General features: G+C 61.5%; 23 protein-coding genes and 1 pseudogene. 15 read left to right on the top strand and 9 right to left on the bottom strand.

What is annotated here, in order from left to right; all coding sequences use genetic code 11:
• Window positions 1-351 precede the first annotated feature (351 nt).
• Window positions 352-555 (bottom strand): GntR family transcriptional regulator, encoded by a 204-nt coding sequence (locus AYM40_RS43710; protein WP_420488450.1) that lies wholly within the window; start codon window positions 553-555, stop codon window positions 352-354.
• Between the two features lie 133 nt (window positions 556-688).
• Window positions 689-2,170 carry an EAL domain-containing protein gene (locus tag AYM40_RS12205; RefSeq protein ID WP_236720834.1) on the bottom strand — a complete coding sequence of 494 codons (1,482 nt, stop codon included), beginning with the start codon at window positions 2,168-2,170 and terminating at the stop codon, window positions 689-691.
• A 319-nt stretch (window positions 2,171-2,489) separates the two neighbouring features.
• On the opposite strand from AYM40_RS12205, the gene AYM40_RS12200 reads away from it, so the two are divergent.
• A complete protein-coding gene (locus AYM40_RS12200; protein WP_063496448.1) occupies window positions 2,490-3,941 on the top strand; it encodes a PLP-dependent aminotransferase family protein in 1,452 nt (483 codons plus the stop codon).
• Window positions 3,942-3,955: 14 nt separating this feature from the next.
• Here the strand turns inward: AYM40_RS12200 and AYM40_RS38445 are convergent, their stop codons facing one another.
• Window positions 3,956-4,330 carry a PAS domain-containing protein gene (locus AYM40_RS38445; protein WP_236720833.1) on the bottom strand — a complete coding sequence of 125 codons (375 nt, stop codon included), beginning with the start codon at window positions 4,328-4,330 and terminating at the stop codon, window positions 3,956-3,958.
• 91 nt (window positions 4,331-4,421) lie between these two features.
• Window positions 4,422-5,372 carry a LysR family transcriptional regulator gene (locus AYM40_RS12195; RefSeq protein WP_063496447.1) on the bottom strand — a complete coding sequence of 317 codons (951 nt, stop codon included), beginning with the start codon at window positions 5,370-5,372 and terminating at the stop codon, window positions 4,422-4,424.
• 345 nt (window positions 5,373-5,717) lie between these two features.
• On the opposite strand from AYM40_RS12195, the pseudogene AYM40_RS12190 reads away from it, so the two are divergent.
• The 8 genes and pseudogenes from AYM40_RS12190 (at window position 5,718) to AYM40_RS12155 (ending at window position 16,305) form a co-directional block, all read left to right on the top strand.
• Window positions 5,718-7,213, top strand: a pseudogene (locus AYM40_RS12190) (UbiD family decarboxylase).
• Window positions 7,214-7,226: 13 nt separating this feature from the next.
• The gene (locus AYM40_RS12185) at window positions 7,227-7,892 is read left to right on the top strand and encodes a UbiX family flavin prenyltransferase (RefSeq protein WP_063496446.1); all 666 of its coding nucleotides are present in this window, start codon (window positions 7,227-7,229) and stop codon (window positions 7,890-7,892) included.
• On the top strand, window positions 7,889-10,951 hold the full coding sequence (locus tag AYM40_RS12180; RefSeq protein WP_063496445.1) for a xanthine dehydrogenase family protein molybdopterin-binding subunit: 3,063 nt from the start codon (window positions 7,889-7,891) through the stop codon (window positions 10,949-10,951). Before AYM40_RS12185 ends, AYM40_RS12180 begins: the two co-directional genes overlap by 4 nt.
• The gene (locus tag AYM40_RS12175) at window positions 10,948-11,769 is read left to right on the top strand and encodes an FAD binding domain-containing protein (RefSeq protein ID WP_063496444.1); all 822 of its coding nucleotides are present in this window, start codon (window positions 10,948-10,950) and stop codon (window positions 11,767-11,769) included. Before AYM40_RS12180 ends, AYM40_RS12175 begins: the two co-directional genes overlap by 4 nt.
• Window positions 11,770-11,798: 29 nt before the next feature.
• Window positions 11,799-12,326 carry a (2Fe-2S)-binding protein gene (locus tag AYM40_RS12170; protein WP_063496443.1) on the top strand — a complete coding sequence of 176 codons (528 nt, stop codon included), beginning with the start codon at window positions 11,799-11,801 and terminating at the stop codon, window positions 12,324-12,326.
• A complete protein-coding gene (locus AYM40_RS12165; RefSeq protein ID WP_063496442.1) occupies window positions 12,319-13,893 on the top strand; it encodes an AMP-binding protein in 1,575 nt (524 codons plus the stop codon). Before AYM40_RS12170 ends, AYM40_RS12165 begins: the two co-directional genes overlap by 8 nt.
• Window positions 13,886-14,692 carry an enoyl-CoA hydratase/isomerase family protein gene (locus AYM40_RS12160; RefSeq protein WP_063496441.1) on the top strand — a complete coding sequence of 269 codons (807 nt, stop codon included), beginning with the start codon at window positions 13,886-13,888 and terminating at the stop codon, window positions 14,690-14,692. Before AYM40_RS12165 ends, AYM40_RS12160 begins: the two co-directional genes overlap by 8 nt.
• 212 nt (window positions 14,693-14,904) lie before the next feature.
• On the top strand, window positions 14,905-16,305 hold the full coding sequence (locus AYM40_RS12155) for an MFS transporter (protein ID WP_063496440.1): 1,401 nt from the start codon (window positions 14,905-14,907) through the stop codon (window positions 16,303-16,305).
• Between the two features lie 109 nt (window positions 16,306-16,414).
• Here the strand turns inward: AYM40_RS12155 and AYM40_RS12150 are convergent, their stop codons facing one another.
• The 4 genes from AYM40_RS12150 to AYM40_RS12135 form a co-directional block, all read right to left on the bottom strand.
• Window positions 16,415-17,356 (bottom strand): LysR family transcriptional regulator, encoded by a 942-nt coding sequence (locus AYM40_RS12150; RefSeq protein WP_063496439.1) that lies wholly within the window; start codon window positions 17,354-17,356, stop codon window positions 16,415-16,417.
• Window positions 17,357-17,512: 156 nt separating this feature from the next.
• Window positions 17,513-17,800 (bottom strand): hypothetical protein, encoded by a 288-nt coding sequence (locus AYM40_RS41385; RefSeq protein WP_158515277.1) that lies wholly within the window; start codon window positions 17,798-17,800, stop codon window positions 17,513-17,515.
• A gap of 144 nt (window positions 17,801-17,944) precedes the next feature.
• Window positions 17,945-18,217, bottom strand: a complete 273-nt coding sequence (locus AYM40_RS12140) for a hypothetical protein (protein WP_063496437.1) — start codon at window positions 18,215-18,217, stop codon at window positions 17,945-17,947.
• Between the two features lie 185 nt (window positions 18,218-18,402).
• A complete protein-coding gene (locus AYM40_RS12135; RefSeq protein ID WP_063496436.1) occupies window positions 18,403-19,161 on the bottom strand; it encodes an IclR family transcriptional regulator in 759 nt (252 codons plus the stop codon).
• A 146-nt stretch (window positions 19,162-19,307) separates the two neighbouring features.
• Here AYM40_RS12135 and AYM40_RS12130 point away from each other — a divergent pair, with 146 nt between their 5' ends.
• The 5 genes from AYM40_RS12130 (at window position 19,308) to AYM40_RS12110 (ending at window position 24,927) form a co-directional block, all read left to right on the top strand.
• Window positions 19,308-20,579: an aromatic ring-hydroxylating dioxygenase subunit alpha gene (locus AYM40_RS12130; RefSeq protein WP_063496435.1), complete on the top strand. Its 1,272-nt coding sequence runs from the start codon at window positions 19,308-19,310 to the stop codon at window positions 20,577-20,579.
• Between the two features lie 60 nt (window positions 20,580-20,639).
• Window positions 20,640-21,419, top strand: a complete 780-nt coding sequence (locus tag AYM40_RS12125; RefSeq protein WP_063496434.1) for an SDR family NAD(P)-dependent oxidoreductase — start codon at window positions 20,640-20,642, stop codon at window positions 21,417-21,419.
• Window positions 21,420-21,430: 11 nt separating this feature from the next.
• The gene (locus tag AYM40_RS12120) at window positions 21,431-22,396 is read left to right on the top strand and encodes a PDR/VanB family oxidoreductase (RefSeq protein WP_063497975.1); all 966 of its coding nucleotides are present in this window, start codon (window positions 21,431-21,433) and stop codon (window positions 22,394-22,396) included.
• Window positions 22,397-22,496: 100 nt separating this feature from the next.
• Window positions 22,497-23,747 carry an MFS transporter gene (locus tag AYM40_RS12115; RefSeq protein WP_063496433.1) on the top strand — a complete coding sequence of 417 codons (1,251 nt, stop codon included), beginning with the start codon at window positions 22,497-22,499 and terminating at the stop codon, window positions 23,745-23,747.
• Between the two features lie 94 nt (window positions 23,748-23,841).
• Window positions 23,842-24,927 (top strand): porin, encoded by a 1,086-nt coding sequence (locus tag AYM40_RS12110; protein ID WP_148662165.1) that lies wholly within the window; start codon window positions 23,842-23,844, stop codon window positions 24,925-24,927.
• A gap of 210 nt (window positions 24,928-25,137) precedes the next feature.
• Here AYM40_RS12110 and AYM40_RS12105 read toward each other — a convergent pair whose 3' ends face one another.
• A complete protein-coding gene (locus AYM40_RS12105) occupies window positions 25,138-25,539 on the bottom strand; it encodes an integrase arm-type DNA-binding domain-containing protein (RefSeq protein ID WP_236720831.1) in 402 nt (133 codons plus the stop codon).
• A 336-nt stretch (window positions 25,540-25,875) separates the two neighbouring features.
• Between AYM40_RS12105 and AYM40_RS12100 the strand changes: the two genes are divergently transcribed.
• Entirely contained in the window at window positions 25,876-26,802 is a 927-nt protein-coding gene (locus AYM40_RS12100) for an HTH-type transcriptional regulator ArgP (RefSeq protein ID WP_063496431.1), read from the top strand.
• Window positions 26,803-26,830: the final 28 nt, after the last annotated feature.

The following is a 26,830-nucleotide window of genomic DNA, read 5'->3' as shown; positions in this document are numbered from 1 at the left end:
AACTGGAGAAACGCGATCCTCTCGTGGAGTTCGACTGGCGTAGTTCGTGCGGGAAGGTCTGTGCGATGTCGTCGTCCTTCTTGCGCTTCTTGCCAACGTCGCTGCCGGAACAGACCGCGAAACTATGAAGCGGTGTTTCACTTTCCTGCACCCATTCGGTAAGCGTCTGCGACCGCAGGGATAAACGCAGCGAGCGGCGATCGATTTGAGGTTAGCGTTCGATCGGGTTCGGCCAGGAGCGGACGGTCACATGCGTCTCTGCGCGGACGTTGAGGCGACGGGTCCGCCCCGTAATCGGCCATCCAACAGTAGAGGACGGGCGCTCGCTCATCGGCCATTGCAGACACTCAGTTAAATCTTGACATGAAGCACACAGGAGAGCGTAGTGCCGGAAACCGGCCCGCTGCGTTCGACGTGGCGGGAGCTGGAAAGATACCCCGACCGAGGTCTTGCTACGATCAGGCCTCGTCGTTCGAGCGTGTAGTAAGCCTGGAAAACTGTTGAAGGGCTGACGCGGTACGAACTGCTCGCCTGGCGCACCGACGGGAGCCGCACGCCGCGCTCAAGCGTGCCGTTCGCAATCAGGTTTTCGAACTGTGCCGCCGCTGGATATAGCGCTTCATTATTATGTCATGCAAATTAATTGAGGTTGTGCCGAGTTGATCCGGTTGCGGGCGGAATGCCTCATTTAGAAATTTCGGACCCGCCAGCCGAGCACGGTTGCAGCTCCCGCCGACTTTGAGGACGGAGCGTTAGCAGTCTGGAGAAATGCCTTCAGTTGGCTTGCGCCGAGCGCACGGCTGTAGAAGAAACCCTGACCGAATTCGGCCCGGCTTGCCCGCGCGATGTTGTGATGTGCCGTGTTCTCAATGCCTTCGACCACGACCACAGCGTCCATCTCATGGCCTATGCTCGTCAACGCAGTGATCTGTCCGGAGCGCTCATCGGGATCCATTCCCAGCACTTCCCTGTCAATCTTCACCATCTCAAAGGTCATGTCTGGCGGCAGTTCCAGTCCGACGTCAGTGGGGCGCAAGCCCGACAGGGCAAAGCGCATTCCTTTATCACGCGCCTGCGCCATCATCGGGATGAGTCGTTCTCTGAACTTCCTCACGCTGTCTGCCCCGATCTTCAGTATTAGCGGTGGAAGACCGAGGGAGCCAACGTCACCAAGGTCCGCGATGAACGCGGAACTTACCAGGTAAGATGCGGGAGCGGTAACGCCCAGGTAGAGCGATTTCGGAGCACCGATTTCCCGCAGATCCTGAGCGGCACGCGATAGGATGAATCGCGTCATTGGCCCAATCAGGCTACTGCTCTCAATGATTTCCATGTAGTGGGCCGGGCCCAGCGCGCCATATTTCTCGTTGTCCCAGCGCAGAAATGCTTCGACGCCGACACACCTGGCCCGCCGCACGCCAACGACAGGTTGATACTGAACATGGAACCGGCCACGGCGCAGCCCTGCACGCGCTGCACGCAGCAGGGACTTGTCGTAGCGAAACCACCTTTTGAGGGCCCAACCGACAACGACGACCAGGACCATCACCAGAATCGGCCACAATATAAATCCCAATATGGTCCATACTGAGGAAGGCTGCGTAGCAGTGCGCGACGAAAGCTGCACCGAGGCGAGTGTATCGGTCTCGACCGAAGGTGAGACCGCTTGTGTCTCACAACCCCTACCCAATGAGCAAACCGGGGTTGACATCGCTGGTGGTTCTGGCGACTGCTCCGCGCGGTCGACCCGCGACGCGGTATCGGCCACTGCGTCAGAGGCCAGAAGGCCGTTTCGTTCTGCCGCCGCGTGGTCGCTGATTTGCCACCGCAGTTCCCTAAGCGGCGTCACAACGTTCGGCCCCGAACTGGCCATCGCAGCAGCGGTGCCGGGGGCATCGCCACGCGTGCCGTCCAGCGAATCGCAAGTATTAATCAGTACGGGCATCGGGCCAGCAACCGGTCCGGCAAGGGCGGCGGGAATAGAGGGCAGCTGCGCAACGGACGCGCAGGCTGAGCCGAAGCGGATTGGGGGCGCTGGTGGACCCGCAAGCCAGTCCGTCAATTGCTGCCAGACGTTGCGTTCAAACGTAAGACTGCGACTGGAACCAGTGTCGGCCGGACCTGCAACAGCGAGTGAGGTGCCTGCGCAGGTGACGAGCACGACTGCCATATGTCGTCTCCAGGCCCGACGGAGCACGATGAACGCGCTGCATCTGATGGTTGATACCGGGAACCCAAATGCCATTGATTTATCGCTAAAAAATTCGGCTTAAAAGTCTCTACCGATTGGACCGCTACAAGCAGGCTAAACATCGAAAGAAGGGGAAACTGTCTGCGCTGCACTTTGCCAGCGTGTGCGCGGTCGCAATAGAAGCAGATTGCAAAAGAAAGGCCGTATCAGATTGATAAGTGGCATTCTTATAAGGTTAAGTGCGTGCTACCGGGGCGGGCCCGACGCACGAAACGGTGTTATCTGTGAGGAGTACAAGTTGAAGCGGTATGAGCGGCTAGCCCACCAACTCAGTGAGCTCATCAAGCGCGGTGATCTGCCACCCGGCGCGCGTATCCCCTCGGTTCGCGCGGCGTGCAAGGCTTGGGGCGTGAGCCCCGCGACGGTATTTCGTGCTTACTACCTGCTCGAAAACCGGGGCATGATTAAGGCGCGCCCGCGTTCAGGCTATTTCGTGTCGCCGAGTTCCGGAGAATTGCTGCGGCGAAGTCCCGGGACCTCGATGAGTACCGACCCGAAGACCGTCAATATCAGCGACCTTGTCTTTGAGGTCCTCAAGACGATCAGGCATGCCGAGACTGTCCCACTTGGTTCTGCGTTTTTGAGCCCTGCGCTGTTTCCGATGGCGCGCGTCGGAAAGTCGTGCGCGAAGGTCAATCGTTCAACGCACCTGGCCAGCATGGTTGACGGACTGCCGCCGGGGTACGAAGGATTGCGCCAGCAGATTTCGCTGCGTTACCTGATGGCGGGGATGACGGTGCCCGTCGACGAGATAATCATTACGAGCGGTGCACTCGAAGCCCTGACGCTAAGCGCCCAGTTGCTCGCCGCTCCAGGCGATGTGATCGTGATCGAAAAGCCGACGTTCTATGCAGCGCTGCAGGCTATCGAGCGTCTGAGGCTGAACGTAGTGGAGATTCCTGTTGACCCGGTGGAGGGTCATGATCTGGATGCACTCGCGCAAGCGCTGCAGCAACATCCGGTTCGCGCCTGCTGGTTCATGACCTCGTTCCACAATCCGACCGGGGTGACGCTGGACGATTCCAGGAAGCAGGCACTGGTTGATCTGCTCGCCAGACACGACGTGCCGCTCATCGAGGATGACGTCTACAACGAGCTGCATTTTGGCCCGGATCCGGTGCGTCCGGCCAAATTCTTCGATCGGAAAGGTCTTGTGATCCATTGTGGATCGTTCGCGAAGTGCCTTGCGCCCGGATATCGTATCGGCTGGGCGGCAGCCGGAAGGTTCGCGGGCAGGCTGGAACACGCGAAATGGATGACCACGTTATCGGCCAGCATGCCCGCGCAGCGCGCAATCGCCGACTATCTGGAGCATGGCGGATATGAACGTTTCCTGCACAAACTACGTCGCGAGTTGGCCCTTCAGCAATCGCAGATGCTCGACGCGATCAGCCGGTACTTCCCGGCCAATACGATGGCGACGAGGTCTGACGGCGGTTATTTCACATGGGTGGCGCTACCGGATCACGTAGACTCGATACAGCTCTTCCAGGCTGCGCTTAACAGTGGGATCAGCATCGCGCCCGGACCTATCTTCTCTGCGGACGGCGCCTTCCGGCACCGTATGCGTCTGAACTATGGATACCCGTGGTCGGCGCGGCTCGATAAAGCGGTCGCGACACTAGGTGCCCTGTGCGCTGATGAATCGCGTTGCGGCGCAAAGCTGGCCGGTCCGGTTCGGCCGGCATGATACGGGGGTCGATCTCAACCCGGCACGCCGGCCGGTGAATCGTGAACCTCGTACTCGACCCTTTCCCCGTTGAGCACGCGTTGGACGTACGGCTCGATGGCAGCAAAATAGTCAGCGTCGAGAACCTCATGGGTGAGCCGTCCCACGATCTCCTCCGGGTCCAACCCCAGCCACTCGCGATAGGTTGAGTTGGCGAACCGAAAACGTCGCTCACCGTCGACGTAAGCGACCAGCGAACGTATGGGCCATTCAGCCCCGATCCGGACGTGCGACCGAGGGAGGCAGTCCGATGCCGAAGGCCGTTCTAGCCGCTGAGCAGATTCGCGACGAACTGCGGACCCGCATGGCGAAATCGCCGCTGGCGTGCCGGGAGCTTTGCGCGTGCACATACAGCTACCGGAGCGGCATCCGCCGGACGCACCCGGCCGCCACTGGAACATAGTGTCCGTCCTAACGGCTTTCTTACGGGACGGAAACTGATCACGGATTAATTCTCGAAGCGGTCCCTTGATCATGCGTGGCACAGCGCGTTGATTCGCTCGACACTTCACGTAATTCGTCGGCGATGATGTCGATCAGCGCTTCGGCAGCAGCGCTCAACGGCCGCCGCGGATGACTGATGCGCACGATATGGCGTACGATGCGCGGCGCGAGAATCGGATAGGCGCGCAACGCACCTCGGCGCACTGCACGTTCAACCGCGATGCGCGGCAGGATCGTCGCAAAGTGGGTGCTTTCGACGAGCTTCACGATCGTGCTCAACACATCGATTTCGAAGCGCGGCGCAAGCAGCACGTCCTCATGCTGCGCGGCCGTATCGAGCACGCCGCGCAGGCCGTGGCGCTTGGTGGGCAGCACGAGTTCGAGTTCGGGTAGTTGCGCGAGCTCGATCGCATGCGGCAGTTCGGGGCCATGTTCGGCGCTGGTGACGAGCACCATCTCTTCATCGAGGAGCGGCTGCGAGTCGAGCGACAGGCGCGAGCGCGGCTTGTTGATCAGCGCGGCGTCGAGCTGGCCGCCCGACACCCAGTCGATGAAGGTCGCGGTGTAGCCGTCGGCGATGGTGACTTCGACATGCGGATAGCGCGCGTGAAAGCGCGACAGCGAATCAGCGAGCACGCTTTCCGTCACCGATGCAATCAGCCCGATCGACACGTGGCCCGTTACGATCTCGTCGCGCTGAACCATTTGCTGACGCGCATGCGCGAGATCGCGGATGATCGGCAGAAAGAGGCGGTACATCAGCCGTCCGGCGGCGGTGGGCGCCATGCCGTGCCCGCCACGGTCGAACAGTTGTTGATGCAGTTCTTCCTCGAGCTTGGCGATCTGCATGCTGAGCGCCGGCTGCACGATGTTCAGGCGCTTGGCGGCGCGCGTCACGGAGCCGTCCTCGAACAGCGCGATGAAATACTGGATCTGCTTCAGGTCCATGAGAGGTCCATTTGACGTCCAGATGGGGTGCCACGGGGTGCATCACGAAAGTTAATATCCGCTGCGTGGTCCATCAGGTCACTCACGAAAGCCGGCGAAAACAGCACAGCGCGTGGCTATCTGAATAGCTGAGAAAGACCCTTACCGGAAGCGTTGCCTATTGATAACCGAGCGCACGAAGGGCGTCATCGGGGCTAACACTGATATCAAAACTAATGATGAAAGACATCAAAAAACAATATTAGAAGTTATAGCCCGTTCTCGCTACGCTTCATTCCAACTTGTTGCAGGTCCGCCCGACAGACTCGTTCCGGCGCCCGACGGCAAGCACCGATGGAGACGTAAATGGACTCACGCGATGCCGCAGGCAGCGGCCACCTCAATCCTCATGGGCGCCGCAGAGCACCGCGCCGACGCTGCGCCACTGGCTTGAACGCCTGTCGGCAACGGGCCGCGTCGCGACGATCGATCAGCCGGTTTCACTCCAACACGAACTCGCGGCAGTCGCCAAACGGCTCGACGGAGAACAAGCCGCCATTTTTCTCAAGCCCGGCGGCCACGCCATTCCGGTAGTGAGCGGCTTCATGTCGAAGCGCGCGTGGATCGCCGAAGCGATGGGCGTGCCCGAGGCCGCGCTGCTCGAACGCTTTCGCGATGCGGCCGGGCATCCTGTTGCCTGGCACGAACTGCCACGCGACGAGGCCGCGTGCCAGCAGGTCGTCCGCACGCAGGGCATCGATCTGCACGCATTGCTGCCGATCCCGACACACAGCGAGCACGACAACGGTCCCTACATCACGGCCGGCCTCGTGATTGCGCGTAATCCGCGGACCGGCATCCAGAACGTGTCGATCAACCGCATTCAGGTGCACGCCCCGGACCGCATGGCGATCCTGATGTTGCCGCGTCATCTGCTGGCGTTCTATCAGGCCGCGGAAGCGGCGGGCGACGCCCTCGACGTGGCGATCGCGATTGGCGTCGATCCGTTGACGATGCTGGCGTCGCAGGCTATTTCCCCGATCGACAGCGACGAACTGGAGATCGCCGGTGCCTTGCACGGCGCGCCGCTGCCGGTCGTCAAGTGCGTGACGAACGACGTGCGTGTACCCGCGTTTTCGGAAATCGTGATCGAGGGCCGCATCCTGCCCAAGGTGCGCGAGCCCGAAGGTCCGTTCGGCGAATTCCCGAAGTACTACAGCGCGCGCGAAGCGCGTGAGGTGATCGACGTGACGGCAGTCACACATCGCGAACGGCCCATTTATCACACGATTGTTCCGGCTGAAATGGAGCATCTGCTGCTCGGCGCCATTCCGCGCGAAGCGACCTTGCTGGCGCATCTGCAGCGCAGCCATCCAGGCGTGAAGGACGTGGAGTTGTCGGTGGGCGGCGTGTGCCGGTATCACCTGTGGGTCCAGTTCGACAAGAAGCGCGAAGGCGAAGCGAAAAACGTGATTTTGTGCGCGTTCGGCGCGCACTACGACATCAAGCAGGTGGTCGTCGTCGATACCGATGTGGACGTGCACGATCCTGCCGAAATCGAATGGGCGATCGCGACGCGCTTCCAGGCGGATCGGGATCTCGTGATTGTGGCCGGCGCACAGGGCTCGCCGCTCGATCCATCGACGACCGTCGGCCAGCCCGACGATGCGCCGCCGCACATGCAGGGCGTCAGCGCCAAGATGGGTCTCGACGCGACGCGCCCGGTCGTCTATCCGGCACATGTATTCACCCGCGTGCGGATTCCGGGGCAGGACGCCGTCAATCTCGACCGGCTCGTCGCCACGAGCAACGCGGCGTTCGATGCCTATCTGCACAGCGGCCAGCTGCGCGACGCGGTCTGAGCGAGGCACAGCCATGCAGTCAACGCAAACGCGTGAACGGATCGTCGTCGGCATTTCGGGTGCGAGTGGTGCAGTCATCGGCGTGCGGCTGCTGGCGGCCTTGCGCCGGCTCGGCACGGCCGAGACGCATCTTATCGTGTCGCCGTCGGGCGCCATTACCGCCGCGCAGGAGCTCGGTCTTACGCGTTCAGACCTCGACGACCTCGCCGACGTCGTCCACAACGTGCGCGACATCGGCGCGACGGTGGCGAGCGGCTCGTTTCTCACCGCGGGCATGGTGATCGCGCCGTGCTCGATGAAAACGCTGGCGAGCGTCGCCAACGGTTTCGCCGACAACCTGCTGACGCGCGCCGCGGACGTGATGCTCAAGGAGCGTCGTCGCCTCGTGCTCGTCGCGCGCGAAACGCCGCTCAATCTCGCGCACCTGCGCAACATGACGCTCGCCACCGAAATGGGCGCGATCGTGATGCCGCCGGTGCCCGCGTTCTATGCGCACCCTCAAACCGTCGACGACATCGTCGATCACACGGTCGGCCGGATCATGGATCTGTTCGGCATCGAGCATCGCGAGATTGCGCGCCGCTGGAGCGGTCTTGCCAGCGAGTTCAACCGAGGCGGGAACGACGAGGGCGACGACGCCGATGCAGCCGCCACGCGCGGGCAGGGAGCAATGAAATGAATCAGCGCGATACAGTTGCCGAACTGGTAGCGGATGCACGCCCCGCTGGCGAGCCCGAAACGTCGGCTGAACGCCAGCGCCAGCGCCATGTGGGCCGCTCGATGGAACGCGTCGAAGATCCGGCGATCCTGACCGGCCGCGGACGTTACGGCGACGACATCGCCGTGAAACCCGGCACGCTGCACGCTGCGGTGTTGCGCTCGCCGCACGCCCATGCGGAACTGCGCAGCATCGACACGGACGCTGCGCTCAAACTGGCCGGCGTGCGTGCCGTGCTCACACGTGATGATCTGCCGGGCTGGTCGCGGCCGTTCGTGGTCGGCGTGAAGTCGCCGATGGAGCAGTGGGCGCTCGCGATGGACCGCGTGCGCTATGTCGGCGAACCGGTTGCCGTGGTGCTGGCCGAATCGCGTGCGCTCGCTGAAGACGCGCTCGATCTGATCAAGGTCGAGTACCAGACGCTGCCGCCGGTGACGTCGATCGAAAACGCGATCGCCGACGATGCACCGGTTCTGCATCCGAAGGTCGGCACGAACGTGATCAGCGATCGTCACTATCGCTATGGCGAGCCCGAAGCAGCATTCGAACGCGCGCCGCATCGCGTGACAATCGACGCGCACTATCCGCGCAACACGTGTGCGCCGATCGAATGCGGCGTGGTGATCGCCGAGTATCTGTCCGGCGATGAGGGTTACGACGTCACGTCGAATTTCATGGGGCCCTTCTCGCTGCATGCGGTGATGTCGATGGCGCTGAACGTGCCGGCAAATCGTCTGCGGCACAAGGCGCCGCGCGATTCGGGCGGCAGCTTCGGCGTGAAACAGGCGGTGTTTCCGTATGTGGTGTTGATGTGCCTTGCGTCGCGCAAGGCCGGTGCACCGGTGAAATGGGTCGAGGATCGCCTCGAACATCTGAGCGCGGCCACGTCGGCCACCGCGCGCCTGACGACGCTCGAAGCCGCAGTTGAGGGCGACGGCCGCATTACCGCGCTCTCATACGACCAGATCGAGGACTGCGGCGGCTATCTGCGTGCGCCGGAGCCAGCAACGTTCTACCGGATGCATGGCTGCCTGACGGGCGCCTACGCGATTCCGAATCTCGTCGTGCGCAACCGCGTGACGCTCACGAATAAAACGCCGACGGGCCTCGTCCGCGGTTTCGGCGGACCGCAGGTGTATTTCGCGCTTGAACGTCTGATGCAGCGCATCGCGATCGAACTGAAGCTCGAGGTGCTCGACGTGTATCGCCGCAACTTCGTCGCCGCTGAGGCGTTCCCGTATCGAGCCGCAGCGGGTGCGCTACTCGATTCCGGCAACTATCAGGAAGCGCTGCGCCGCTCGCTCGCTGAAGGCGGCTACGACGAACTCGTCGCGCGTCGCGATGCGGCGCGCCGCGAAGGACGTGTGTATGGCATCGGCTTTGCGGCGATCGTTGAGCCGTCTGTGTCGAACATGGGCTACATCACGACCGTGATGCCCGCCGAGGCGCGCAAAAAAGCCGGCCCGAAGAGCGGCGCCATCGCGAGCGCGACAGTCAGCGTCGATCTGCTCGGCGGCGTGGTCGTGACGATTGCATCGACGCCGGCGGGGCAAGGGCACATGACGGTCTGCGCGCAGGTTGTCGCCGATGTGCTTGGTTTGAATCCGCGGGACATCGTCGTCAACGTCGAGTTCGATACACACAAGGACGCGTGGTCAGTGGCGGCAGGTAACTATTCGAGTCGTTTTGCCGGTGCGGTGGCCGGCACGGTGCATCTGGCAGCGATGCGTGTGCGCGACAAGGTGGCCCGCATCGTCGCGAAGCAATCGGGTTGTGCGCCCGAGGACATCTGTTTCGAAGACGGCCGCATCTTTGCGAAGGGCAAGGAAGACCGCGCGCTGCCGTTTGGCCGCGTCGCGAGCAATGCGCCGCACTGGGCGCCCGCGCTGTTGCCTGAAGGCGAAGAGCCGGGCCTGCGCGAGACGGTGTTCTGGACGCCGCCGCACATGGACGCGCCCGACGAGCAGGATCGCATCAACACATCGGCGGCCTACGGTTTCGCGTTCGACATGTGCGCCGTCGAAGTGGACCGCGCAACCGGCCGGGTGCGCATCGACCGCTATGTGACCGCCCACGACGCTGGCACGCTGCTCAATCCGGCACTCGCCGACGGCCAGATTCGTGGCGCGTTCGCGCAGGGCCTGGGCGCGGCATTGATGGAAGAGTTCCGCTACGGCGCAGACGGCAGTTTCCAGTCGGGCACGCTCGCCGACTACCTGATGCCGACCACCTGCGAAGTGCCTGATCCGGTGATCGTGCATCTGGAAACGCCGTCGCCGTTCACGCCGCTCGGTGCGAAAGGGCTGGGCGAAGGCAACAACATGAGCACGCCGCCGTGCATCGCAAATGCAGTGGCCGATGCACTCGGCGTCGAGGATATCCGCTTGCCGCTCACGCCTGCGAAGGTGATGCACCTGATCGGCATCGACGATCCGCCGCCTTCGCGTCCCGAGTTACTTCAAGCGGCTGCGGCCGCCGCGTCGAACAAGGCGCTTGCGGGCGGCAAGGCGCTGACGGCGCGGGGCACTGTCGATCTCGACGCCACACCTGAAGCGATCTTTGCGGTGCTGATGGACCCACAGGCGCTCGCGAAGGTCATTCCAGGCTGCCACGCGCTCGAAGCGACCGGACCGAACCAGTATCGCGCCGATGTGACGGTCGGCGTCGGCATGATCAAGGCGCGCTTCGAAGCGCGGATCGGGTTGTCGGATATCGACGCGCCGCATCGTCTGCGCCTCGCGGGTGCCGGCAGCTCGCCACTTGGCACCGCGCGTGGCGAAGGACTCGTAGAACTGACGCCCACGGAGCGCGGCACGCGGCTGTCGTACGACTATGAAGCGCAGGTGTCGGGCAAGGTTGCGGCAGTCGGCGGGCGGATGCTCGAAGGCGCGGCGAAAGTCGTGCTGCGGCAACTGTTCGAATCGCTGGGCCGGCAAGCATCAGGCAAGCCCGTCGATCAAGGCCGCGCGCAAGGCTCGTGGCTCTCGCGCTTCCTCGCATTCTTCAGGAGTAGAACATGAAACCGGCGCCGTTCGATTATCTGCGCGCGACGAGTACGGAACATGCGCTCGAAGCGCTCGCGCATGGCGGCGAAGACGCACGCGTGCTGGCCGGCGGCCAGTCGTTGATGGCGGTGCTGAACATGCGCCTCGCGCAACCGCGTTGGCTCGTCGATATTTCCCGCACCGACGAGTTGAATACGGTGCGGGTCGACAACGAGGCGGGGCAGCTCGTTATTGGTGCGGCGGCGACGCAGGGCAGCGTCGAGTGGCGCCCGTCTCTGCGCGACGAAGTGCCGTTGCTCGCTCTCGCGTTCCCGCACATTTCCCACTTTCAGATCCGCAATCGCGGCACCGTGTGCGGGTCGATCGCTCACGCGGATCCGAGCGCCGAGTTGCCTCTCGCATTGGCAGCCCTGGGCGGCGGTGTGCTGCTGCGCTCGACAAAGCGCAAGCGCGTGCTCGCCGCCGAGGACTTTTTTCAGGGGATGTTGATGACGGCGCGCGAGCCGGACGAACTTGTCGAGGCTGTGCGTTTTCCGCTGAAAAAGCCGGGCGAGCGCTACGGCTTTGCGGAATTCTCCGCCCGTCATGGCGATTTCGCCCTCGTGTCGTGCGCGGCGGTGGTGACGGATAACCTGATCCAGCTCGCAGTGGGTGGCGTCGCCGACCGGCCGGTGGTGGAGCGCTGGCCGCGTCTGCAGGGCGACGACTTGCGTACTGCATTGAACGATTTGAGCTGGAAGCTGGGCGCGCAGGACGACGCGCATGTCAGTGCGACGTATCGCCGGCATCTGGTCCGGCAACTGGGATGGCGCGTGATCGAGGAGGCGAAGTGAGCAAGACCCCGAAGACCCCTGTTAATACGATGCCGCAGGGCATACAACCGCGCGGCGAACGGCGGCGAATCACCGTGACGCTCAACGGTCGCGAACGGAGCGGCTATTGCGAGCCGCGCGATCTGCTGTCCGATCTTCTGCGGCACGAACTGGGCGCAACCGGCACGCACGTCGGATGCGAACACGGCGTGTGCGGCGCCTGCACGGTTCATATCGACGGTGTGGCGGGACGTTCGTGCCTGATGCTCGCGTTGCAGGCGGACGGCCGCCGCATCGATACGGTAGAAGGCCTCGCGCCCGACCAGACGCTCGGCGACCTTCAGCAGGCGTTCCAGCGTCATCACGCGCTGCAGTGCGGCTTTTGCACCGCCGGCATTCTGATGTCGTGCGCCGACTATCTGAAGCGCGTACCGGATCCAGACGAGGCGCAGGTGCGCGACATGCTGTCGGGCCATCTGTGCCGCTGTACAGGCTATACGCCGATCGTCGCCGCCGTGCTCGATGTGGCGGCGCGCCGACGCCAGGCGCAGGAAGAGAAGGAGACGAGCGATGCTTGATCTCGGCCGAACCTTTCTGCAAAGCGTGGAGCGCAGCCCGAACGCGCTGGCGCTCGTCGATGGTGAACTGACGCTCACGTATGCGCAGTGGCACCGGATCATCCTGAACGTTGCGGACGGTCTGCACGAACTCGGCCTCGCACACGGTGACCGTCTGCTCGTCGTGCTGCAAAACCGCTGGGAAATGGCGACGCTGCACTGGGCGTGCCAGTTCGCCGGCGTGGCGATCGTGCCGCTGAACTGGCGGGCGAAACCCGATGAGCTCGATTACTGCGTGACCGATGCGGGCGTCAAAGCCATCGTGTACGAGCCGGTTTCCGCCGAAGCCGTCACGCAAAGCGCCGCCGCGAAGGCCGTTGCGCGCATTGCGCTGGACGATGCGGCGGGCGCGTCGATTTCGTTCGATGCACTGCTGCGCGAGCGTCGGCGCGAAGGCGCAGCTGTTGCTGCGGCCACCGCGGAAGACTACTCGCTGATCCTCTACACGTCCGGCACCACGGGCAAGGCGAAGGGCGTGCCGCGCCGGCATCGCCACGAACGCGCCGCCGCGCTCGCGCACGTCGCACAGAACCTCTATCGCCACGGCGAACGCACGCTCGGCGTGATGCCGCTCTATCACACGATGGGCGTGCGCTCGCTGCTGGCGATGGCACTCGTCGACGGGCTGTTCGTCTGCGTTCGCCGCTGGAATGCGACCCTTGCGCTCGATTCCATCTGCACGTACCGGCTGACGTGTCTGTATCTGGTGCCCACGCTCTATCACGATCTGCTGGCCGCACCGGAGTTCGCGCGCACCGACAAAAGTTCGGTGACGAAACTCGGCTTTGCCGGCGCGCCGATGAACGACGGTCTGCTGAAGCGTCTTTCGGCTGCTTTCAAGCCGGAACTGTTCGTCAATCACTACGGCTCGTCCGAGGTCTACACGTTCAGTATCGATCAGGACGCGACGCTGAAACCCGGCAGCGCGGGCCGCGCCGGCATCAATACGCGGCTGCGCGTCGTGAAGCTCGACGCGACGTCGCCCGACGAACTCGCGCAAACCGGCGAAGAAGGCCAGATCATTGCGGACCTGCTCGGCGACGAGTCGTTCGAAGGCTACTGGAACCGGCCCGACGCGAACGCGAAGTCGTTGCGCGACGGCTGGTATTTCACCGGCGACACCGGCTACTTCGATAACGACGGCGATCTCTTCGTATCGGGCCGCGTCGACGACATGATTATCAGCGGCGGCGAGAACATCTCGCCAGTCGATATCGAATCGGTGTTGTCGCTGCATCCGGCGGTGGACGAAGTGGCCGTCGCTGGCGTGAAAGACGAGCGCTGGGGGCAGCGTGTTGTCGCCTTCATCAAGCGCAGCGAATACGTCGAAGCCCAGGCGCTCGATGACTTTTGCCGGACCTCCGATCTCGTCAACTTCAAGCGCCCGCGCGAATACGTGTTTGTCGTCGACATTCCGAAATCGCCGGTCGGCAAGATCCTGCGCCGCAAGCTTTCCGCGGGCGAGTACGAACCGGAGCACGGCGCCGCACAACCTGACAGAACCACAAAAGGAGTAACACATGACTGACTTGACTCATCGCGGCCAGACGCTGCTGCAAGAACTCGACGGCTTCTCGATCGAAATCGACGCCGCGCGCGAACGCGCCGACATCATTCTGCACCGCCCGCCGTTCAACGTGATCTCGATGCATGCACGCGACCAACTGCGCGCCGCATTCGAAGCACTCGACGAGGACGACCGCGTCCGCGTGATCGTGCTGCGTGCTAAAGGCGAGCACTTTTCGAGCGGCGGCGACATCAAGGGCTTTCTCGAAGCGTCGCCGGAACACGTGTCGAAGCTGGCGTGGAATGTCGCCGCGCCCGCACGGTGCTCGAAGCCGGTGATCGCGGCCAATCGCGGCTTCTGCTTCGGCGTCGGTTTCGAACTGTCGCTCGCCTGTGATTTCCGCATCGCGACCGACACTAGCTTCTACGCACTGCCGGAACAGAAGCTCGGCCAGATTCCGGGTTCGGGCGGCTCGGCGCGTCTGCAGAAGATGGTCGGCGTCGGCCGCACGAAGGACATCGTGATGCGCTCGCGCCGCATTCCTGGCAAGCAGGCGTATGACTGGGGCATCGTGGTCGACTGCGTGCCCGATGCGGAGCTCGAAGCCGCGACCGATGCACTCGTCGACGAGTTGCGCGCCTTCTCGCCGCTCGCGCAGCGCACTGCGAAGAAGCTGCTGAATGACACCGAAGACGCGCCGCTTTCGATCGCGATCGAACTGGAAGGACATTGCTATAGCCGGCTGCGCAGTTCGGACGATTTCCGTGAAGGCGTCGAAGCGTTTCATGGCAAACGCAAGCCCGTGTTTCGCGGTAGCTGATAGCCGCGCATAGATCGAGCAATTCGGGAGACAGGCATGGAGCGGGCAAGCGCAGTTTGCGGCGCAAGACCAGCGCGGTCTGGCTCGCCTGACGTCATAACGATTTTCGTCAACGTAACAAGAACGCGCCGTGCCTTTCACGAGGCCGAAGCGCGTCGCACATCGGGTGAGTTCACATCTGGGCCAGCCCGGTATTAACTTAGGAGATGATGATGTCCGTTGCAGCGCAAAGTGGCGCCGCCGTGCCCGCAATCAACAGGCGGCAGGTGATGGGCGCAGTGGTAGCCTCGTGTCTGGGATGGGCACTCGATCTGTTCGATCTGTTCGTCCTGTTGTTCGTCGCACCGGTGGTCGGCCGGTTGTTCTTCCCCTCCGAACACGCGATGTTGTCGCTCGCCGCGGTGTATGCGTCGTTCGCCGTCACGCTGCTGATGCGGCCGCTCGGATCCGCGTTGTTCGGCTCGTATGCGGACCGGCGCGGCCGCAAGGGCGCGATGATTCTCGCGGTGGTCGGTGTCGGTCTGTCGACGGCGGCGTTCGGTTTGCTGCCGACCGTCGCACAGGTGGGCGTGATCGCGCCGGTGCTCTTTCTGCTGCTGCGTCTCGTGCAGGGCGTATTCGTCGGCGGCGTGGTGGCGTCGACGCACACGATCGGCACGGAATCCGTTGCGCTGAAGTATCGCGGCGCGGTGTCGGGGTTGATTGGCGGCGGCGGGGCAGGTCTTGGTGCGCTGCTCGCTTCGCTGACGTATCTCGCGATGTCGTCGCTGTTTCCCGGCGACCTGTTCGACGTGTGGGGCTGGCGCTGCATGTTCTTCACCGGGATCATCAGCTCGGTGCTCGGACTCTTCGTCTTCAACAGTCTCGAAGAATCGCCGCTGTGGAAGAAGCTTGCCGCGGAAAAGACCGCGCGTGCCGCGGAAAAGACCGCGCGTGCCGCCGCCGACAAGACGCGTAACGCGCCGGTCGAGGTGGTTCGTTCGCCGATCCGCACGCTGTTCTCGCGCGACTATCGTTCGATCCTGTTCGTCAACCTGCTGCTGACGATCGGCGGCGGCAGCGGCTACTACCTGACGTCGGGTTATCTGCCGACCTTCCTCAAGGTCGTCAATCACGCACCGAATGGGACGGCTGCTGCGATCCTTATGTTGTGCAGCGTGGCCGTGGTAATCGCATCGGTCGCGGCCGGTCACCTGAGCACGTTCATCGGCCGCAAACGGACCTTCATCCTGCTCGGCGCAATCCGTCTGTTTGCATTGCCCGCACTGTTCCTGCTGTTGCCGACGGCGCAGACCATCACGATGGTCGGTGTCTACGCGGTCATCCTGAGTGCGCTCGGCAGCGCAGGTTATGCGCCGATTCTGATCTTCCTGAACGAGCGGTTTCCGACGGCGATCCGCGCGACCGGCACGGGTCTGTCGTGGAATATCGGCTTTGCGATCGGCGGCATGATGCCCACGCTCGTCTCGCTGGTCGCGAAGACGCCACTCGATCTGCCGATGACGCTTGCCGTGTTCGTCGGCGCGATCAGCGTGATATTTCTCATCGGCGCGTTCGTCGTGCCGGAGACGCTCGGCAAGCTCGACAACACGCCGGTGCGCGACCCGTACTGATCGCGCGACCGCGCGCGATAGGCAGATTTGCGTCGCGCCGTTCGCTACCCGCAGCGATGCGCTTAGCGACGCGCGCCAGCCGCCGGAAGGCCGGCGCCAGCGAAGCGGCTCACGCCTGGTTGCCGTTGGCCGGATCGGGGTCCGCGATCTCGATCCCCGTGGTGACGCGGCGGATCTGATCGGCGATGATGTCGATGAGCTTGGTCGTGGCAGGACCGATCGGCCGCTTTGGATGGCTCACGCAAACGATGTGACGCACGATGCGCGGCGCCGAGATCGGCGTCGCGCGCAGCAGGCCGTCGTCGACCTTCCGCTGCACGACCACGCGCGGCATGATCGTCGCGATGCTGCTTTGTTCGACAAATTGCACGATCGTGGTCAGCAGGTCGATCTCGAACTGCGGCTTGATCACGATATCGGCATTCAGCAGCGCGGCGTCGAGCACGCCGCGCAGGCCGTTGCGGCGCGTCGGAAGCACGAGCTCGAGCTCCGTCAGCGCGGATGCCGTAATGGTGTCGGGCAGCGCAGGGCCGTGTTCCGCGCTCGTGACGAGCACCATCTCTTCGACTACCAGTGGAGACGTATCGAGCGACAGGCGCCCGCGGGGCCGGTTGATGATGGCCGCGTCGAGCCGGCCCGCTTCCACCGCGTCGATCAGTTGCGCGCTGAAACCATCGGCCACCGACACCTCGACATGCGGATAGAGCGCGTTGAATAGCGCGAGCGATTCCGGCAGGACGCTCTGCGCTTCCGACGCCACCATCCCGAGCGAGATACGCCCGGCGACGATCACATCGTGCCGGCTGAGCTGCTCGCGAGCGTGGTCGATGTCACGCATGATCGGCATGTAGAGGCGGTACATCTGCCGTGCAGCGTCGGTGGGCGTCATGCCATGCGGGCCGCGCTCAAAGAGCCGGCTGTTCAGTTCCGTTTCGAGCTTTGCGATCTGCATGCTGAGCGCGGGCTGCACGATATTGAGCCGCTTGGCGGCGCGTGTTACGGAGCCATCTTCGAACAGCGCGATGAAATATTGAATCTGCTTTAGATCCATGAGCCGAAAGATGAGGGAGCGATGGCCAGACATCGAGTGTAACGACATCGGCGTGTGGGGGGAAACGGCGAACCTGATTTCATCTTGAAGGAAGCACACTGGTTCCTCGAGATGCCTTAGCTTGATCGCGCGCCAAACCAGGCGAACCATACCGTTTCAGAACTCCGAGGCAGCCCCTGAGCCACCGGACATGGTTATCAACGATGGCAAGCCGCGCAACGTCAGGCAGCACAGGCGCAATAAAACGTCGTCGGCTTGCGTATCGCCGGCGCCTTCGCACTCACGGCCTTCTTGGCAACCACCTTCTTCACCGCAACCTTCTCTGTCGCTGCGACCTTCCTGACGACGGCTTTTCTGGCAACTGCCGTTTTGGCCGAAGGCTTTGTTTTGCTCGCAGCCCCCGCACTGGTCCATTTGGTAGTTGTCGGCAACTTTGAGCAACATGCGGCCATGTCGATGCTGCTAGAAAGCAAAGATTTCAAAGCGAAAATATCTGCGACGGGGCGTCGCAAGGTAGACCATTCGAGGTAAGCGCATCATTAGTGCCCACGCCATAAAAAACGAACAGCGAATCGATGTCTTTCGCGGTTAGTCCCCAAATGGATTGCCGGTGTCCTTCACTTCGGTATTGAGGTTGTATTCCGCACGCACTGCTTTCAGCACGCCCTCGATGTCGCGCTCGAAGCCGACCGCGTTGCCGAAGTGAGTCATGTTCCAGTTGCAGCCTGTCTTGTCAGCCTCTTGCAACTGCGGCCGCGGCACACGAATCTTCACGCCATCCTCGACGATTTCCTGCAGTCGATGGATTCGCCGGTCGACCTCCTGCTGAAGCTGCGAGGCATTGAGCGTTCTGCGTATCATCCAAGTCTCCTTCCGTTGCTCAACCCAGTCTAGCGCAGGTGAGGCGTTCCGCGACCTGGCGCTGAAATGCAAAGTGCCTGAGAGAGAGCAGGCGCCTTGATTCGTAGGGGTAATTTAGTCCGCGACAATCGCTACGCCGCTGCCGCCAATGCGACGACCAGCGATGCGCGCATGGTCCCAAACTCTCAGGACACTTGCTGGCCGAGAAGCCGAGATAAAGCGACGGTTGCGCGCTTGAGCAACTCTCCAAACTCCTCGACCCGCTGCTCGGTGACCCGGACGCTCGGACCAAAGATGCATAGCGAGCCTGCGACCTGATTGGCCCCGTTGAAGAAAGGTGCCGCCACGGCGACGGCGCCATCAATCAATTCGTGGTGACTTGTACCGAACCCTTTTAAACGGATTTGTTCGATGTCTTGAATCAACGCCGACACATCCTGGGTAGGGTCGACGAGATAACGCGTTAATTCGTCTGGTGTCAGTCGCATCTGCGAAAGAATGGTGCGGCCGCTGGCGCCGCGCACAAGCTTTTCGCGGTAGCCGACACCGCGTCGAAAACTAAGCGGCTGATGACTCTCCAGTTCTGCCACGCAAAGTCGATACGTGTCATCTGGAACAAACAGAGCCACGGTCTCGGACGTCGCCTCCCATAGGTTGCGCAGAACCGGCTGCGCCAGTTCGGCGATTCTGTGTTCGCTCAGCCAGACGTGTGCCAATTGAGCCACCGAGCTTCCCAGGTGGAATCGCTGCGGTTCACCGGTCGATGCGAGGAACCCGGCCTGCTCCAATGTGTTTAGCAGTCGATACAACGTCGGACGGCTAAGGTTCACACGCCCAAGCAACTCAGCGACGGTTAGAGATTCATCTCCCGGCCTGAACGCCAAAAGTATTTCTAAAGCTCGTTCAACCGCACGAACGCTCTCGTGCGCCTTTTTTTCTTCCATGTTCCGCTATCCCCTTGGCCGATGCCATCTGCGCCATTGTAGAGAAACTACCTATTCGTAGAGGCTTGACTTCAAATTTCGTGTCCGTAGAATGAGAACACAATCTCATCAGACGGACAACATCACATACGATTTGGAGTTTGAGCATGGACAAGAACATGTCGGAAACGCTTGTGCGCACGGGTCCCGGCACAGCAATGGGTAATCTGATGCGGCGCTACTGGGTGCCAATTCTGCTGGCGAGCGAAATCGCGGAGCCAGACTGCCCGCCGGTGCGAGTGCAAATCCTTGGAGAGAAGTTGCTGGCGTTTCGGGATTCAGACGGCAATCCGGCGCTGATTGATGAGTTCTGTTCGCATCGCGGTGTGTCGCTCTATTTCGGGCGCAACGAGGAGAACGGCATCCGCTGCTCGTATCACGGCCTCAAATTCGACCGGAACGGAAACTGCGTCGAGGTGCCGTCCGCGCCGCAAGCGTGCAAGCACATGAGCATCACGGCATACCCGTGTATCGAGCGCGCCGGTATTCTCTGGGCTTACATGGGCCCCAAAGACAAGCAGCCGGCACCGCCGGACCTCGAATGGTGCAACCTGCCGGCGGACCACGTATTCGTTTCCAAACGTCTGCAAGAGTCAAACTATCTGCAGGCTATGGAAGGCGGCATCGACACGAGCCACGTCTCGTACGTGCACCGCTACGAAGTCGACGAAGACCCGATGCACCAGGGCACCAAAGCGCTCGAGTACATCAAGGCGGATGGGAACGTCATCTTCGAAATCGAGAAGCAGCCGTTCGGCCTCACGCTTTTCGGGCGTCGCAATGGCGGCCCGGATTCTTACTACTGGCGAATCACGCAGTACCTCTTCCCGTGGTACACGCTCATTCCGCCGTTTGGCGACCACTCGCTAGCAGGTCACGTCTGGGTGCCGATTGACGACCATACCTGCTGGGCGTGGAGTATCAACTTCCGTCCGGACCGTCCGTTGTCCGAGGAAGAGATAAGCGACCTGAACGCAGGTAAGGGCATTCACTGCGAATACGAGCCGGGCACGTTCCGCCCGAAGGCGAACAAGAGCAACGACTATCTGATTGACCGTCAGGCCCAAAAGGACAAGCGCGCATATTCAGGCGTCTTCGGCTTCGCGATGCAGGACGCGTCGCTGCAGGAAAGCATGGGTCCCATTCAGGACCACAGCAAGGAGAAGCTGTTGCCGACGGACCGCGCCATCGTAATGGCTCGACGCATGCTCTATGAAGCAGCTACCTCTTTGCAGGTTGACACCGACCCGCCCGCAATCGATGCAGACCAGCAGCGTGTGCGCGCGGCCGGCGCCTTGCTCCCGCGCGACCGGAAACCGCAAGAGTGGGCTGTCATCCATCTCTCGGATGGCAAGGGCCAGCCGATTTACTCAATCTGAGCGGGCTCAGCGCTCATTGTTCAACGCTGCATAAGGAGGCCGGCACCGCGCCGGCGTGAGATGCAAGGTTCAAGACTAAGAGACAAAGTCGCGCTGATTACGGGCGGCGGAGGCGGCATTGGTGCTTCTACCGCGCGTGTGTTCTGTGACGAAGGCGCTGCAGTCGTCCTCGTCGACGCAAATCCACAAGCGCTCGCCAATATCGCAGACGACTTGCTCGGCCGTGATGCCGCGGCAAGAGTTCAAACGTATGTCGCTGACGTGGCGAACGCCGAGCAAGCTTCCGCGGCCGTCGAGCTTGCCCAACGTGCGTTCGGCCGGCTTGACGTCCTCGTCAACAACGCCGCAATGCGCAACTACAGCGCCCTCGCCGATGCGACGCCGGAAGAATGGCAAAGCATGGTGTCGGTGAATATGGTGGGCACCGCGAACTACTGCAGGGCTGCTTTGCCGTTGTTGCGCGCGGCGGGTTCGGCGAGCATCGTCAACGTGTCGTCCTGCTACGCGGTCACCGGCCGCAAGGGCATGGGCCTCTACGATGCAACCAAGGCCGGCATGCTCGCTATGACTCGCACGCTTGCCTTCGAGGAGGCTGTACACGGTGTGCGTGCCAACGCAATATGCCCAGGCTCGACGCTGACGGATTTTCACGTCAATCGGGCGCAGGCTGCTGGAAAGAGTGTAGAGGTGCTCAAGACACAGAGGCAAGACACGTCGTTGTTAGAACGTTGGGCGTCTCCTGAGGAGGTCTCATGGCCGATTCTATGGCTTGCGAGCGATGAGGCATCGTTTATCACCGGCACCACGCTGATGGTCGACGGCGGCTTGTCGATTATGTAACGGTGGTGGCCATGAAGAATTCCACAATGATGGTACGAGTTGCGCGGCGCAATATCGAGGCTGACGGCATCGTCAGTTTTGAATTCGCAAGTCCAGACGGTCGTGATTTGCCGGCGTTCGATGCTGGCTCACACATCGATGTCCACTTGCCAACGGGGCATGTCCGGCAATATTCGCTTTGCAGCGCGCCCCACGAGCGCTCGCGTTATCAAATTGCCGTGTTACGCGAAGAGCACTCGCGAGGTGGTTCGGCAGGTATGCACGACGCAGTTAAAGAAGGGGACGAACTGAGCGTCAGTATGCCTCGCAATCACTTCGCGCTCGCGTCCGTTCCCGCGAAGCACCTGATGTTGGCCGGGGGCATCGGACTCACTCCGTTGCTTTGCATGGCACAGCACCTCGACCGTACCGGTAAAGATTTCGAGCTGCACTACTGTGTACGTTCGCGTTCGCGTGCGGCTTTCCTCGAGCGGCTCGCGGACGCGTCATGGGCTGAGCGCGTTCACTATCACTTCGACGACGAGGATGAGCACCAACGCCTTCGTCTTGATGCGCTGCTCAAGGACGCAACCCCGGACACGCATCTCTATGTCTGCGGGCCGCAAGGCTTCATGAACGCGGTGCTTGATGCGGCGCGTGCGAGCGGGTGGCCAGAGAGTCGAATGCATTACGAGTTTTTCTCGGCTCCCACCGTCGACACGTCGGCCGATGGCAGCTTTGAAGTGTGCCTTGCGCGCACTGGAAAGACGGTGACCATCCCCGCAGACCGCACGGTGACGCAGGCGCTCGCGGACGCTGGAGTTGACGTACCCGTTTCGTGCGAGCAGGGCATTTGTGGAACCTGCCTTACCCGCGTTCTCGACGGCGAGCCGGAACATCGAGACCTGTTCCTATCTCCGGAAGAGCAGTCACGAAACGACCAGTTTCTACCGTGCTGCTCCCGCTCGAAGTCCGGGAGACTTGTGCTGGACCTGTAACGCCGCAACCCGGCAACACACGCCCGGCGCCCCTTACGCGCCGGATGTCAAATCGGAAAAAGAATAAGGGCGGCGTACGCACGCCCTGCATGGAGGAGTCGTGGGAAAAAACCTGACGTCGTCGAGTGACGCATCGGGCGCGGACTGGACCGCGTCAAGCGTCGGTGTAACAGCGGCGAGCCCCTACCGCTGGGTTGCTCTGTTTATCGTGTGGGCAGCATTTCTTCTCAGCTACGTCGACCGCGTCGCATGGAGCACGGTCGCAGCGCCTGTTGGCGCATCGCTCGGTATCAAGGTGTCGCTCCTTGGTGCCTTTGTTACGGCGTTCTATGCGGGATACGTGGTTGCAAACATCATCGGAGGCATGCTGACCGATTTTCTCGGCGGTCGGGCCATGATGACTCTCGCGTTGCTTCCGCTCGGTGTCTTCACGTTCTTTTTTGGCGAGACGACCTCGTTGACGGCGGGCATTCTGATTCAACTGGCAATGGGCTTTGCAGCCGGAGCTGACTATTCGGCCGGGATGAAGGTGATTCCTGCCTGGTTCACGCGAGACCGGGGGCGAGCGATGGGCATTTACACCACGGCAACTTCGCTCGCCGTGGTCCTCGCCAATGCAATCGTGCCCACCATTTCCGCGCAGTACGGCTGGGCCAGTGCATTTCGCATGCTCGGCATTGCCACGTTCGCCTGGGGCATCGTCTCCCTTCTGTTTCTCAAGAATCGCCCGGTCGGCGAACGAGCTCCGGCTCGCAACAGTGCGAAAGAGATGCTTAGTCTCTTGCGCAATCGCAATCTGATATTTCTTTCCATTGCTGGTTGCGGCGGTCTCTGGGCGACTGTTGGCTTCGGCGCCTGGGGAAATGCGCTGATGACGCGGCAGTACGGTATTTCCCCTGTCGTGGCCGGGTCGATTATCGCGTCTTTCGGCATCGGCGCGGTCATTGCGAAACCCACACTCGGTTGGGTATCCGACCTGCCGGGAATCTCGCGTCGGCTCATGTCCATTCTGGTTCTGGTCGCGTTTGCCATCACTCTTGTGGTGTTTGGCATGTGCTCGACTGTCACGCAGTTTTATATCGTCGCTCCGGTTCTTGGCGCGTTTTCATATGGTTACCTGCCGGTGCTTATGGCACAGGTGAGCGACGCATCCGGAAAACGTCTGGCTGGAGCGAGCGCTGGTTGGACAAACGCCATTTGGCAAATGGGTAGCGCTGTGTCCCCTCTGGCTGTCGGACACGTCTATGGCGGGACACATTCAATCGTGCTTGCCGTTCTTACGCTTGCCATCGGGCCAGTCGTCGGGCTTGTAGCGATGCTGTTCGTGAGCAAACGCATCGCACAGGTTTAATTCGCCCCGCACCGTCGGATGCAAATCGAAAAATTGTCGATGTGTATCGCCTGAATATTAAATTAGTATAACTACTCATAATAAGGAGACTAGCTTGAAATCGAATCACGGTACGCGACTGTTGAGGACAGTGCTCGCCGCTACGATATGTTCGTCGGCAAGTATTGCATCTCACGCTCAGTCATCGGTAACGCTCTACGGCATTCTTGACTCTGGCGTCGAGTTCGTCACCCATGCAGCCAGGCAGGGCTCCGGCAACCTGTTTCGTATCAACACCGGCAATCGCATCAATTCTCGTTGGGGTTTCACTGGCAAGGAAGACCTTGGGGCAGGTCTGCGCTCGATATTCACGCTCGAATCGGGCTTTGCGACGAATAACGGTACCCTGCAGCAGGGAGGACGGTTGTTCGGCCGCCAGGCGTTCGTTGGCCTTGAGAGCGATAAGTTCGGTGCGGTGATGGCCGGCCGGCAGATGACACCTATGTATCGCTTCTTCCTGGCGCTTGACCCTCTCAATTACTCCAGCTATGGCCTGTCGGCCCAGGATGCGCAGTTTGTAGGACGGGCCGATAACGCGCTCGAATATCTCGGGCACGCCGGTCCGTTCGAGTTGAACGCGCTCTACAGTTTTGGCTACGATTCGACGATTGCGAATGGGGGCCAGGTGCCGGGAGAGTTCCGGGTCGGCAAGCAGTTTGATATTGGTGGCCGGTATCGCCAAGGGCCAATCAACCTGACCTTCGTTTATGAGCAACGCCAAGGGACGAGTGTTGCCTCGTCCGGCGACAGCGAGCGGCGCTATCTCGCGGGCGGTTCCTGGTCTATTGGCAATGCGACCCTGTACGCTGGTTACGAACTCCTTCTGAACGACATTGCCGCTACGTTCGCTGCGTCACCGCCGCAGACCATGGGATTCGGAGGCCTTCGCTATAAGTTAACGCCAGCGTTTCAAGTTTCGGCGGGTTCGTACTATCACACATTTCGGACGGTTTCGGCGCATGCCATCAGCTCAGGCGTCAACGCAGACTACCTGCTATCCAAGCGCACCACGCTGTACACGGATGTCACGTACGTCATCAACAGCGCGAAGTCTGCCTTGAGTGCGACAGGGTCGACCACCCCTGTCGCGACCGGAGCCAACCAACTTGCGGTGGTAGTCGGAATCGCGCATGCTTTCTGAGTTGTGCCGGGGCCCGCAGGACTACGCGGGCTGAGCGTTGGGCCAGAGATGCTGACGCGTGTCCGCAGCTTACGGGCAAGGTGGCGCTCATGTAGCCTTTGGGCGGTGCGGCCGCTGCGGCGCTCCGCGTGGTCGCTGGGACTGCTCGCATCGTCTGGACGCAAAGAACGCAAAAGACGCGTTGCTGCCGGTAGTTCGTGATGGAACTCCTTAAGGTTCGTCGCTGTAGGAACCAACGAGGTTTTCAATCCGCCCCTTTAGAACACTGCCGTCCTCCCGAACCCGCTCGCGGACGCGACCGACGTCTTCCTGATATTCGCGCACGACAAACTCCGCCTTCCGGTAGGTTTCGTCCACCCATTCCTTGGGTTTGAAGTCGAGCCAGCGCTGGGCCACGAGATGGAAGGCGCCTTCGGCCACGCATTTGCGGGCGATGGACTCGGCCCGGCGATGTTCGACCGGATCGGTGCCTTCGCGAACCAGATTGCACGCGGTAGAAGCGGACCGTCGCGCATCAGCGAGTGTGATATCGGGGTAGGGGCCGAGGCTAAGGAAGTTCTCCTTGCCCGTGCCAAGACGGCGATAGCGAAGCAGCCAGGTTTTTGTAGGCAACAAAAAACCCCGTAAGACGTCGATCTTACGGGGTTTCTCGAACTACTTCGGCTTACGCCAGAACAACTGTTGGTGCCAGGAGAGGACTCGAATTTAATATTTAAGTATTTGATTTAAGATAAAAAAATCTCATTGATATGTGCTGCGTATACGCATGTGTATACGCAAAAATCTCGTATATTTGCTTGATCACCGGGAGATGATGTGTCGCTTTTATACAGCATCGTTATAGGGCAAGATTGATTCATCTGCAGATTGCCGTTGCTAGTGCCAGAATGAAGCGCGGATAGTGAGCAACGGAATCGCGATGAGCAACGCTTACCGGCCGGAGGCTGTATGGGGTTCGACCGTCAACAGTTAGAGACTTTCGCCGTCGTCGCGGAGTTGCGACATTTCGGGCATGCCGCAAGTTCGTTGAGCATCACCCGCGGAGCAGTGTCCCAGCGAATTAATGCGCTGGAGGAGTCTCTGGGGGTGCCCTTGCTGGTGCGCGATGGCGCGGCCCCGACGCCTGCGGGCGAAGCACTCTTGAGGCATATACAGGTGCTCAGGGCGCTCGAAACGGATACGCTCAATCAAATCAAACCGGAAGGGAGCGAGCGTACAAGAGTCGCAATCGCAGTCAATGCAGACTCACTGGCGACGTGGTTCGAGCCGGTCGGGTGTGCTATTGCCGGTAGCGATTTTGTACTCGAACTTATCGTCGATGATCAGGATCATACATTGCCGATATTGGCTCGGGGGGAGGCCATGGGATGCGTCTCGACGGAAGGCACTGCGCCGACTGGATTTGTTGCTGAGTCCATTGGCGCGATGGAATATGAATGCGTCGCTCACCCGGAATTTGCCCGGACGCATTTCGCCCAAGGGCTAACGTTGCACACGATCCTTGCGGTGCCGGCCGTCCTGTTTAATCGCAAGGACGGCTTGCATGCGATGTTTCTTGAGCGCCTGCTGGGCTTTCCTGTGAGAGGCTACGCCGCGCATTATTTCCCGTCGCCTTCGGCGTTACTAGCCGCTATCCAGTCCGGCGTCGGTTATGGGCTCGTACCATCCATTCAGGCGCAGGCGCTGCTGAATTCAGGTGACCTTATATCCCTGGCCCCTCATCACAAGATTCCTGTCGATCTGTATTGGCATCATTGGGAAACGGCTCCCCCTAACGCCCGGACAATCAGCGATATGGTTATGCATCACGCCCGCCAGGCCCTGATTCAGTTACCTCGCGACGGAGAGATCGAAGCCAGCGACGCTTCGAATTGAACATAGGCGGTGAGGCCGGTGGAATGCC

The organism is Paraburkholderia phytofirmans OLGA172 (genome assembly GCF_001634365.1).
Taxonomy (GTDB): domain Bacteria; phylum Pseudomonadota; class Gammaproteobacteria; order Burkholderiales; family Burkholderiaceae; genus Paraburkholderia.
This window is presented reverse-complemented; position numbering and strand designations above follow the sequence as displayed.

Coding starts and splice junctions, on each gene's coding strand:
- AYM40_RS12205 (WP_236720834.1), bottom strand. CDS start 2,170: ATGGCAGTCGTGCTCGTCACCTGCGCAGGCACCTCACTCGCTGTTGCA.
- AYM40_RS38445 (WP_236720833.1), bottom strand. CDS start 4,330: ATGTGCACGCGCAAAGCTCCCGGCACGCCAGCGGCGATTTCGCCATGC.
- AYM40_RS12195 (WP_063496447.1), bottom strand. CDS start 5,372: ATGGACCTGAAGCAGATCCAGTATTTCATCGCGCTGTTCGAGGACGGC.
- AYM40_RS12185 (WP_063496446.1), top strand. CDS start 7,227: ATGCAGTCAACGCAAACGCGTGAACGGATCGTCGTCGGCATTTCGGGT.
- AYM40_RS12180 (WP_063496445.1), top strand. CDS start 7,889: ATGAATCAGCGCGATACAGTTGCCGAACTGGTAGCGGATGCACGCCCC.
- AYM40_RS12175 (WP_063496444.1), top strand. CDS start 10,948: ATGAAACCGGCGCCGTTCGATTATCTGCGCGCGACGAGTACGGAACAT.
- AYM40_RS12170 (WP_063496443.1), top strand. CDS start 11,799: ATGCCGCAGGGCATACAACCGCGCGGCGAACGGCGGCGAATCACCGTG.
- AYM40_RS12165 (WP_063496442.1), top strand. CDS start 12,319: ATGCTTGATCTCGGCCGAACCTTTCTGCAAAGCGTGGAGCGCAGCCCG.
- AYM40_RS12160 (WP_063496441.1), top strand. CDS start 13,886: ATGACTGACTTGACTCATCGCGGCCAGACGCTGCTGCAAGAACTCGAC.
- AYM40_RS12155 (WP_063496440.1), top strand. CDS start 14,905: ATGTCCGTTGCAGCGCAAAGTGGCGCCGCCGTGCCCGCAATCAACAGG.
- AYM40_RS12150 (WP_063496439.1), bottom strand. CDS start 17,356: ATGGATCTAAAGCAGATTCAATATTTCATCGCGCTGTTCGAAGATGGC.
- AYM40_RS41385 (WP_158515277.1), bottom strand. CDS start 17,800: ATGTTGCTCAAAGTTGCCGACAACTACCAAATGGACCAGTGCGGGGGC.
- AYM40_RS12140 (WP_063496437.1), bottom strand. CDS start 18,217: ATGATACGCAGAACGCTCAATGCCTCGCAGCTTCAGCAGGAGGTCGAC.
- AYM40_RS12135 (WP_063496436.1), bottom strand. CDS start 19,161: ATGGAAGAAAAAAAGGCGCACGAGAGCGTTCGTGCGGTTGAACGAGCT.
- AYM40_RS12130 (WP_063496435.1), top strand. CDS start 19,308: ATGGACAAGAACATGTCGGAAACGCTTGTGCGCACGGGTCCCGGCACA.
- AYM40_RS12125 (WP_063496434.1), top strand. CDS start 20,640: ATGCAAGGTTCAAGACTAAGAGACAAAGTCGCGCTGATTACGGGCGGC.
- AYM40_RS12120 (WP_063497975.1), top strand. CDS start 21,431: ATGAAGAATTCCACAATGATGGTACGAGTTGCGCGGCGCAATATCGAG.
- AYM40_RS12100 (WP_063496431.1), top strand. CDS start 25,876: ATGGGGTTCGACCGTCAACAGTTAGAGACTTTCGCCGTCGTCGCGGAG.